This is a genomic window from Methanospirillum stamsii (assembly GCF_003173335.1).
GTDB classification, from domain to species: Archaea; Halobacteriota; Methanomicrobia; order Methanomicrobiales; family Methanospirillaceae; genus Methanospirillum; species Methanospirillum stamsii.
Window position 1 is genome coordinate 1 of record NZ_QGMZ01000050.1, and the last position, 9,180, is coordinate 9,180.

The 9,180-nt window shown below is 39.1% G+C and carries 9 protein-coding genes; 4 read left to right on the plus strand and 5 right to left on the minus strand.

Translation table 11 applies throughout. The features are described 5' to 3' along the window. Positions 1 to 158 precede the first annotated feature (158 nt). From DLD82_RS16730 to DLD82_RS16745, 4 genes are all read right to left on the minus strand, one after another. Positions 159 to 572: a DUF2493 domain-containing protein gene (locus DLD82_RS16730; RefSeq protein ID WP_109942277.1), complete on the minus strand. Its 414-nt coding sequence runs from the start codon at positions 570 to 572 to the stop codon at positions 159 to 161. Between the two features lie 282 nt (positions 573 to 854). Next, a complete protein-coding gene (locus DLD82_RS16735; protein WP_109942278.1) occupies positions 855 to 1,268 on the minus strand; it encodes a DUF2493 domain-containing protein in 414 nt (137 codons plus the stop codon). Between the two features lie 281 nt (positions 1,269 to 1,549). Beyond that, complete coding sequence (gene eno / locus DLD82_RS16740) at positions 1,550 to 2,833, minus strand: phosphopyruvate hydratase (protein WP_109942279.1); 1,284 nt, start codon at positions 2,831 to 2,833, stop codon at positions 1,550 to 1,552. 175 nt (positions 2,834 to 3,008) lie between these two features. Beyond that, positions 3,009 to 3,461 (minus strand): hypothetical protein, encoded by a 453-nt coding sequence (locus DLD82_RS16745; RefSeq protein ID WP_109942280.1) that lies wholly within the window; start codon positions 3,459 to 3,461, stop codon positions 3,009 to 3,011. Between the two features lie 272 nt (positions 3,462 to 3,733). Here DLD82_RS16745 and DLD82_RS16750 point away from each other — a divergent pair, with 272 nt between their 5' ends. The 4 genes from DLD82_RS16750 to DLD82_RS16765 all read left to right on the plus strand — a co-directional run bounded on the left by DLD82_RS16750 (position 3,734) and on the right by DLD82_RS16765 (position 8,139). Further along, positions 3,734 to 4,120: a TlpA family protein disulfide reductase gene (locus tag DLD82_RS16750; RefSeq protein ID WP_146199845.1), complete on the plus strand. Its 387-nt coding sequence runs from the start codon at positions 3,734 to 3,736 to the stop codon at positions 4,118 to 4,120. A 77-nt stretch (positions 4,121 to 4,197) separates the two neighbouring features. After that, entirely contained in the window at positions 4,198 to 5,265 is a 1,068-nt protein-coding gene (locus DLD82_RS16755; RefSeq protein WP_109942282.1) for a hypothetical protein, read from the plus strand. Beyond that, positions 5,256 to 6,140 (plus strand): mechanosensitive ion channel family protein, encoded by an 885-nt coding sequence (locus tag DLD82_RS16760; protein WP_109942283.1) that lies wholly within the window; start codon positions 5,256 to 5,258, stop codon positions 6,138 to 6,140. Before DLD82_RS16755 ends, DLD82_RS16760 begins: the two co-directional genes overlap by 10 nt. 187 nt (positions 6,141 to 6,327) lie before the next feature. Next, positions 6,328 to 8,139 (plus strand): KUP/HAK/KT family potassium transporter, encoded by a 1,812-nt coding sequence (locus DLD82_RS16765; RefSeq protein WP_109942284.1) that lies wholly within the window; start codon positions 6,328 to 6,330, stop codon positions 8,137 to 8,139. Positions 8,140 to 8,403: 264 nt separating this feature from the next. Here DLD82_RS16765 and DLD82_RS16770 read toward each other — a convergent pair whose 3' ends face one another. After that, positions 8,404 to 9,150 carry a flavodoxin family protein gene (locus DLD82_RS16770; protein ID WP_342764579.1) on the minus strand — a complete coding sequence of 249 codons (747 nt, stop codon included), beginning with the start codon at positions 9,148 to 9,150 and terminating at the stop codon, positions 8,404 to 8,406. Between the last annotated feature and the right edge of the window lie 30 nt (positions 9,151 to 9,180).

A 9,180-nucleotide genomic window follows, 5' to 3' on the forward strand; every position in this document is an offset into this window, starting at 1 on the left:
AACCAGATCCTGATCCGATTTGAGGGTTTTACCCTCTTAATGGATCCGGTTTTTCATGGAAAAGAAGGGTTTTGATTAAAAAGGCTGGTTGAAAAGAGGTTATATGAGTATATCATTGATATACTCATTAAGGGAGAGGTGTTTTTGAGTTAGGATATTTAGTAAAGGGAACTTGGAAATCCGGTTGCATGGAACATTTCAGAATCTGCACGGCCTTCAATTCCTCCAACAGATTTTACCTGAATGTTTCGTGCCCGTGCTTCAGTGATGAGGTTTACAGATTCTTTGCTCATACCGTTTGAAAGGACAAGGAGGTGAGTTCCATATTCTATCATGTCAGAGTCACGGATGAAACTTGCTGCATTAATGTGGCTCTGCCAGTCAGGAACAAATTCCTTGTGTTTGATTCCATGTTCAAGAGCATATTCCTTGGAATACTGGTCAACACCTTTGGATCCGCCGGTTACAATCTCGTCGACTCCGCCAAGTTCAGCAATGTATTTGCTAATCTCATTGTAGACAATATCTTTTCTTTCGCAGGTCCGGAGTCCGGATACAATAAGTTTCTTCATAATGTTATCTCCTGTATTCGCTGTAACAATCAGCACCGATGTCACATGTGAACAACCAATCTTGTATTTGTCAACACCTATAATCTTGGTATTAGGACTACATTAAGAATATCATTTTATAATATTATTTTAGGTTCAATGTTTTAAAAATTCAAATCACCTGTGGTGATGAACATCCGGTAAGAAAATACCGGGTTTGGAAAAGAGGATTTGCTAACGGGAAAAAAGAGAAAAGTGGAGGGTGATATGGGAGGGTATTCTCTATCTCTTCGATGGATTTGATCAATAAAAGGATCCGGGATAAGCCCCTGCATAACCTGATTCAGGTACCTGTAGTCCTTCAAAGACGCCGATTGTTTTTATGGTGAGGCGGTTTTTTCTTGCTTCTGAAATAAGATTTACTGACTCCTTGCTGATTCCATTCGAAAGAACTAGCAGGTGTGTTCCGTACTCAGCCATTCTTGCATCCCTGATGAAACTTGCAGCGTTAATGTGACTTTGCCAGTCCGGAATAAATTCAGTATATTTGATCCCTTTTTCTTCTGCATATTGTTTAGCAAAGAGGCCAACTCCTTCCGGTCCTCCTGTCACAATCTCATCCGTCCCTCCAATCTCCTGGATGTATTTATCTATCTCTGTGAATACGGTATTTTTACGGTCACATGTCCGAAGACCGGAAATAATTAGTTTTTTCATGATATTTTTCTCCTGTGTTTTCCTGACATCAGCACCATGATAGCTGAGAAAACAATGATCTCTTTTTCTTATGAGTATAAAAATAACTAAATTTTGGACGCCCTATTAATCACATTTATATATGCGACCAATTCATCAAGAAATGAAGGTCTGCTCTTTCATGAAAACCTGATACAGAATCTCGATGCAGTATTACCGGAAAAATTGATTGTTAGGTTCTTAATAGATAAAAAAAGAAATTTTCTAAGATAAAACCCGGTTTTTGCCAATCGTGTAGGGAATCAGGTATGATATTTAAACCCGGATTTTCCTGCATATGAAGTTTTCTTCCCAATTACTTCCCCGATACGAAGTAATTGATTGTATTTTTCAACCCTTTCACCTCTACAGGGTGCTCCGGTTTTAATCTGACCACATGAAAGAGCAACGGTAAGATCAGCAATGAAGGAATCACAGGTCTCACCGCTCCGGTGAGATACCATTGTGCCCCATCCGACATTCTGTGCAAGCTTGATTGCTTCAATGGTCTCTGTCACCGTTCCAATCTGGTTTAACTTGATAAGCACTGCATTTGCAGATTTTTCATCTATACCCCGCCGGATTCGTTCAGGATTGGTGACAAAGAGGTCATCACCGACAAGTTGGATCTTATTTCCCAGTTTTTTTGTCAGTTCTTTCCATCCATTCCAGTCATCCTCAGCCAGAGCGTCTTCAATGGAAATTATTGGGAATTTCCCGACCATGTCCTGGTAATAATCTATCATCTCACCTGATTTTAGTTTTTTACCCTCTGTCCGGAGAATGTAAGTTTCCTCTTCATAAAATGCACTGGAAGCCGGATCAAGCACCAATGCAATCTCTTTTCCTGGAGAATAACCTGCTTCTTCTATTGCAGTGACAATAAGGGATGCCGGTTCATGGTTGGAAGGAACCGTCGGAGCAAATCCTCCTTCATCACCAACACCTGTTGAGAGTCCTTTTTTCTTCAGGACAGATTTGAGGGTATGGTATACTTCACAGCCCCATCTCATTGCTTCTGGAAAATCCGGTGCACCTACCGGAGCAATCATGTATTCCTGAAAATCAGATCCCTGCCAGTTTGCATGTGCCCCTCCATTCATAATATTCATGCATGGAACCGGCAGCAGATAACAGTCGGAGTTCAGATATTGTGCCAGAAGAACTCCTTCAGATGCTGCAGCTGCACGTGCTGTAGCCATCGAAACTGTTAAAATGGCATTTGCCCCGAATTTTCCCTTATTTTTTGTCCCATCCAAATCGATCATAAGAGCATCAATATCTGACTGGTCTGATGCAACCATGCCGATTAGTCTGGGGGCAATGGATTCATTCACTGCGTGAACAGCATTCTGAACGCCTTTACCCATGAATCTTTTATCCCCATCGCGTTTCTCTACTGCTTCATGAATACCGGTTGAAGCACCGGATGGACAAGCAGCACGTCCGGATAGTCCGTTTTTCAGGAAAACATCAACTTCAACCGTTGGATTTCCTCTGGAATCTAGTATTTCACGTGCGATGAGTCGTTCAATTCTGGTATCCATTAGGGTTCACCATAACCTGATTAGCAGGATGAAGATTAGTAATTATACCCTTGGAGCATGAGAAGGAGATTCATATTTGTGATTATGCCGATTACAAAAAAAAAGAATATTTCCCTGGTATTACTAAAAAAAACCTAAAAAATTGAGGGATTACGTTTGATTATCTTTACCGGAATCAAAAATTATTCATGTACCATGCATACACATCTTCAAAATACGTCATGATATCCTCTGTTCCCTCAAAAGCAACAGGCCCTATGTAAATTACCGGAATAAAGACTTTTTCCCGGTTAAATTCATTTTTCATTGCAGTGAATCTATCCATCTCTTCAGATCCATCTGCAATATTTATTGATTCAAGGATTGTGTCTGGATTATCCTCCAGAAACGTGTCTAAAAACTCATGTACCGGTTCACAGGCACCACAATCAGGATCGTAAAAAAACAATACCCGCGGGATTTCATCTGATACCGGTTCATCCATCAGGGAAAAGAGTTCTGTTTCTTCGATTTCTGTTCCATCTGAAATAAAAATTGTTGCACTGACGGGAAATATCGCAGCACATAATCCTAATAATATGAGTATGGCTAAAAATCCAGATAAATAATGGGTATTACTGGTCTTCATGAGTATTCTCCTTTGTAACCAACATCTGAGAGAGAACAATAAAAAGTTTCCTTAAAAGGGGTATTTTTCACCAGTAATTTTCTGACTTTTTTTGTGATTTTTGTGTTTTTCTTTATGGTCGCATGCAAACTGATTATATATACATAGGTGAATAATATCTGGAATTCATGAATTTTTTAAAAGTATTCAAATTTTTTACCAAAAGGTCATGTCTCTATGGTATACTCTTTGTTATGGGATTTTTATTACCCTCACAAATTGGATCTGCGTCTATGATTTTTAAGGACGGTTCTGAAATTAATGGAGAACAAATTCCCGGTTCTCTGGAAAAACTCTCGTCATTATCTGAGCCTCCCCTTTCAATTCATTTTTTTTATTCATCCGGATGTTATTCCTGCAATGAAGCTCGTGAATTCCTGAATGGTTTTGAAAAAAAGCACAAGAACATACAGATTAACGAATATAATCTTGCATATAGTAAAGAGAACAGGGAACTTTTTACAACATATAAAAAACAGTTTCACACACACAATATTGGATATCCTGTAATATTTATTGGAAATATCGGTCTTAAGGGAAGTAGTGATATAATTCATCACACTGAAACTATAACGAAATGGTACCTTGATAATCCACGTTATGCTCCGGGTCTACCATAATTCTTTGTAATAATTTGAGATTAACCTTAAATTACCTGAAGACTAAATAATCGTTCTGACGTAATTTGTACCCGGGGATGGTTACAATATTTAATGGTGTGAACGGAAAAAATACTCTGTCTGAATGTTACCTTGGAAATGACATTCCCCTGTACCAGTCACAAATTTGTGAAATTTTAACGCATATTCGAAAACCAGGGGATTTACGAACTCCTCCAAAGATAGCAATCATTAGTCCTACTGCATATTCCCGGAATAATACTGCGGAGAGTATTTCCCGTGAAATTTCAGTAATGGTAAGAACCATTGACTTTTCCAAAAAAAATATCGGTCGGGGCGATCTTAATACCCTTTTTGAAGAAGATGCAGTTTATATTTGTCAGGAATGCCAGTACCTCTTTGAAAGGCGTCCCCATGGATTTGATCTTTTAAGGTCTTTTTTATCGCAATTAGTTACGAACTCAAGGCAGGTTATCACAACCTGGAACCAGTACTCCTGGAATTTTCTCAGTGGTTTTCTTCACATCGAACGCTGGTTTCCCATAGTAATTCCACTTCCGTTTCTTTCTTTATCTGATCTGCAGGAATATCTTCTCACCGGTGAAAGCGAGCAGATTCGTTTTACAATAGATATAGAACTTGATAACACTCTTGAATTAGTCAGAAAGGACGTTGATGTGGATATCGAATCTTTAAATCTAACATTTTCTATTCCTTATCTTACCATCAGACGTCGGTATGCATCATATGTTCCGTTATTAGCTGACAAAAAAATTCTCCCTGAAGAACTCATATTCCGGGAAATTTTCCGGTTGTCACTTGGTGAACCCGGAATTGGATATCAGATCTTTCAAAATGCAAAAAATGAGAACGAAATCCGGTTCTCTCTTCTTCCTAAATCCCTTACAGTTCCGGAATTATCTGCAATCGATAATTTTATTCTTACCTTGATTCTCATGTATGAAAACCCGGTATATTCACGCCTTAATCAATCAATTCATGACAAAGCAGTATTAAATTCTTCTTTGTACCGGCTGTCTTCAGCAGGACTTCTCATGAGAGATGAAGATACCTGGAAAATCACAGCAGAAGGTTTTGCTCCGGTCGTTTCATATCTGACCCAGCGGAGGATGATATGGGAATGAATGATAGTTATCCTGGCGGTGTTTCAGGCGTTATTGCAGATCCGATTTCAGGTGATTATACATCCCTTCTTTTGTATATCATCCTCCTTTATCTCTTTACCTTTATCCTGGCCTTCGTTGTAGGGCATATTCTTCAACAATTTTCAGAATTATTCTCTAAAGACAGGGTAACTATAAAGATGCTGATACCCCTGGTAAAAATTGGGTTTTATTGTATTGCCTCCTGGTTTGCTTTAACCGCAATCCTTGATCCGTCATATGCTGAAATGATTGCGTTTTTTGGATTATTTGGAGCTGCCATGGGGTATGGTCTGAAGGATTTATTTTCCAATATTATCGGGGGCATAATCATTATTGTTGAAAAACCTTACCAGATCGGTGATAAAATCTCTTTTGGTGAATACTACGGGGAAGTAACTGACATTGGTCTTCGGACCACGAGACTTGTAACTCCTTCTGATGATGTGGTAACAATTCCCAATTACCAGATCTTTTCCGGAACAGTTTCCAGTGGAAATTTTGGTAAAACAGCAATGATGGTTGTTACCGATCTTTTTATTGACAACACCTCTGATTATTCCAGAGCACAAATACTGGTCAGAGAGACTATTGCAAGTTCGCCGTATGTAATTATTAGTGATGAATTTCCCTATACCGTTCTAATTCAGTCATTTCCATTTTATCACCGGATACGGGCAAAGGCCTATGTTACTGATCACCGTTATGAGTTTGAATACCAGTCAGATCTTCACCAACGAGCATGGGATGCGATGAAAAATGAAAACATCCGTTCCCCTCCATATCCGGGAGTCCTCATGGATGAGCAGCATGAACAAAGCAAAAAATTCGGAAATCCAGGAGATAAAGTGGTATAATCACAATTTTTTTCACGTTTACGAAACCGGTTCCCTGAAAAAAACAACTCCCTGCCCAACCGATAATCTCTTACAGGTGATTTCAATACGTGGGGGATTTAACTCTGATATTTTTTGATAACTTCCAGGGATGAATAAAAATTCGAACCAGAAGCAATTTATCGTATATTTGTAAAACCGATAAGTTATGTTCTCTTCTCTGGCCGAATCCAAAGTCATAAAATCATTAGGACTTGTTTTTGGGGATATCGGAACCAGTCCAATTTACACAGTCGGAATTATCCTTCTTTTTTTACATCCATCAGAAGAAAATATACTTGGAGTTATCTCGCTCATTTTCTGGAGCCTTTTCCTTGTTATTACCGTCCAATATGTCTGGATTGCGATGAATGTCGGTTCTAAGGGTGAAGGTGGAACTATAGTACTGAAAGAGATGTTGATTTCACTATTAAAGAATAATTCAATCGCATCTTTCATTTCTTTACTTGCGATAGTTGGTGTCTGTCTTTTTATGGGTGATGGAGTTATTACCCCTGCCATTAGTATTCTATCGGCGGTAGAAGGACTCAGACTTGTTCCCGGACTTGAGGAGATAGAGGGTTTTATTCTGCTTTTTATCGCAGCGTTAATTGCAGTTTGTCTATTTTTTTGCCAGAAAAAAGGTACTGATAGTATCTCTTGGGCATTTGGTCCGGTAATGGTAATCTGGTTTGTTGCACTTTCAATTACTGGTCTTATCGGGATAGCAGGAGCACCACAGATCCTTTTTGCTTTAAGTCCCCATTATGCAATTGGGTTTCTACTGGAACATGGTATTTCTTCTTTTATTGTTCTCTCTTCTATTGTTCTCTGTGTTACGGGGGGTGAGGCACTTTATGCTGATATGGGTCATCTTGGCCGTGAACCAATAATCAAGGGATGGTACGTGGTTTTTCCTGCTCTGATGCTGAGTTATCTTGGTCAGGGTGCATTTGTTCTGCAGTATGGGTCAATGGGAACAGTCCTCTTTTCAATGGTATCTTCAGAGATTGGGATCCTCTATGTTCCTTTTCTCCTCCTTAGTATCTGTGCAACCATTATTGCATCGCAGGCGATGATAAGCGGGATGTTTTCAATCGTCTATCAGGCAATGACGACCCGGATTATCCCGAAGATGAAGATCTCGTATACCTCTTCAGCGTTACGGTCCCAGATTTATATTGACACGGTAAACTGGGTTTTACTTGTTGCTGTTCTGATTGTAATGGCTACGTTTCAAACGTCAGATAATCTTGGTGCAGCATACGGGCTTGCAGTCGCTGGAGATATGTCCATTTCAGCCTTTATGCTCCTTTTAATCTTTATTCTGAAAAAAGATGCACTCCGGATAGGGACGATGTTTTTGCTCCTTGGTATAAACCTGACCTTTTTCCTGTCATGTTTGACAAAAATACCTCATGGAGCGTACTGGTCGTTTTTGCTTGCATCAATTCCTTTAATCATTATTGTTATCTTTATCAAAGGTCAGCAAAAACTTCGTTCTGCTTTTAAACCTCTTCCTTACGAGGAGTTTATAGATAAGTATCATGAGCTCTATAGAAACAGTTGTAAAATATCCGGAGCGGCTCTCTATTTTACTTCCGATATCCGGACAGTATCCCCGTATATCGGGCAGATCTTCTTCCAGAATAATATTATATATAAACAGAATATTCTGGTCTCCATCAGGATTAAGGGATATCCATTTGGAGTAGTATCTGATTATGAGGAAGGTCTTGCGGAAGGTCTGTCCGCTTTTTCCATCGAAGCAGGGTACATGGAAATTATTGATATTGAATTGTTACTTCGTGAAAGGGGTATATTTGAGAAGACAATCTTTTACGGGATTGAGAATATCATAAGTGATAGGATGATCTGGAACCTGTTTGGCCTCATGAAAAAGGCATCACCACCTTTTGTCCAGTTTTATTCGCTCCCTCCGGAAAAAATACATGGGGTGATCACCAGGTTTATCATGTAACTGGTGTGATCCGGAGGTTTTAATTGGTAAATCTTTTAAAAAATGTGATAATGTCTGAGTAGGGCAATCCCTGAAGTCATTTTACTGGGTTCGCTCCTCTTTATGTTTGTTGTATTAAATTCTATTACGCCTAGAGTAAATAATTTGATATTCTATGGCATTTTCTTTTGATAATGATATTATATCTTTCATTTGATATCTCCATTCAACAAGATAATAAACATACTCTTTTCGCAAAAAATTTTTTCCAATCTTAATTACTCATTAAAGAGACTCGGAATGAATCATGGCATGGTCAATGATATTTTGGATTATCTCATTTGCATCCTTGAGGAAAGCATCCCGGGTTTTAAGGGGGCGACTAATTGCATTGAGTGTGCATTCATCCATATATCCCTTATCAATTAATTGGAACCCTGCATCCCTTATAGAATCAAGCACATCCTGAACCGGCAATCCTTTTTGAATCATCGCCTTCAGGGTTGGACCATGGGGCCGGATTATGGAACCAGCATATTCTGCATGAACATTTTTTGCAAATGCCTTAGTTTGAGCAATGACCGGATCAAAACTTTCGTTCTCCCAAAATCCGCAATTGGATACAAGTACTATCATTCGCTCTTTTGGAGTCCATAGAGGATGTCTGCATCTATCTTCCCGTAATTCAACGAATAACTGTAACAAAGGAACCATTCTATCCATAAGCGTTTTCATAGGGCCGGTTACCCCATCGCAGTACAGAGGAGAAGCTAGCACCCATATATCTGCGTCTTCCATCTTTGGGAAAAGCCATCTCATATCATCATCATGGATACAGGTTCCTGGCGTATGAGTCATACACCTTAAATCCCCACGACAAGCACTGATGATAAGATCATCAGTATAATGGAGACTAATATCTGCTCCTGCTTCTTTCATTCCCTGGAGGAATGGATCAAGAATGACTGCTGTGTTTCCATTGCCTTTATGAGGGCTGGAATTATAGTTAGTTGCATAACATTTTGAAATAATATTTTGCGCTCAAAAATTTTTCAGCCCATC

What these genes read in the sequence shown, in the direction of transcription:
- DLD82_RS16730 (WP_109942277.1), bottom strand. Translation starts at nt 572, where the DNA reads ATGAAGAAACTTATTGTATCCGGACTCCGGACCTGCGAAAGAAAAGAT.
- DLD82_RS16735 (WP_109942278.1), bottom strand. Translation starts at nt 1,268, where the DNA reads ATGAAAAAACTAATTATTTCCGGTCTTCGGACATGTGACCGTAAAAAT.
- eno (WP_109942279.1), bottom strand. Translation starts at nt 2,833, where the DNA reads ATGGATACCAGAATTGAACGACTCATCGCACGTGAAATACTAGATTCC.
- DLD82_RS16745 (WP_109942280.1), bottom strand. Translation starts at nt 3,461, where the DNA reads ATGAAGACCAGTAATACCCATTATTTATCTGGATTTTTAGCCATACTC.
- DLD82_RS16750 (WP_146199845.1), top strand. Translation starts at nt 3,734, where the DNA reads ATGATTTTTAAGGACGGTTCTGAAATTAATGGAGAACAAATTCCCGGT.
- DLD82_RS16755 (WP_109942282.1), top strand. Translation starts at nt 4,198, where the DNA reads ATGGTTACAATATTTAATGGTGTGAACGGAAAAAATACTCTGTCTGAA.
- DLD82_RS16760 (WP_109942283.1), top strand. Translation starts at nt 5,256, where the DNA reads ATGGGAATGAATGATAGTTATCCTGGCGGTGTTTCAGGCGTTATTGCA.
- DLD82_RS16765 (WP_109942284.1), top strand. Translation starts at nt 6,328, where the DNA reads ATGTTCTCTTCTCTGGCCGAATCCAAAGTCATAAAATCATTAGGACTT.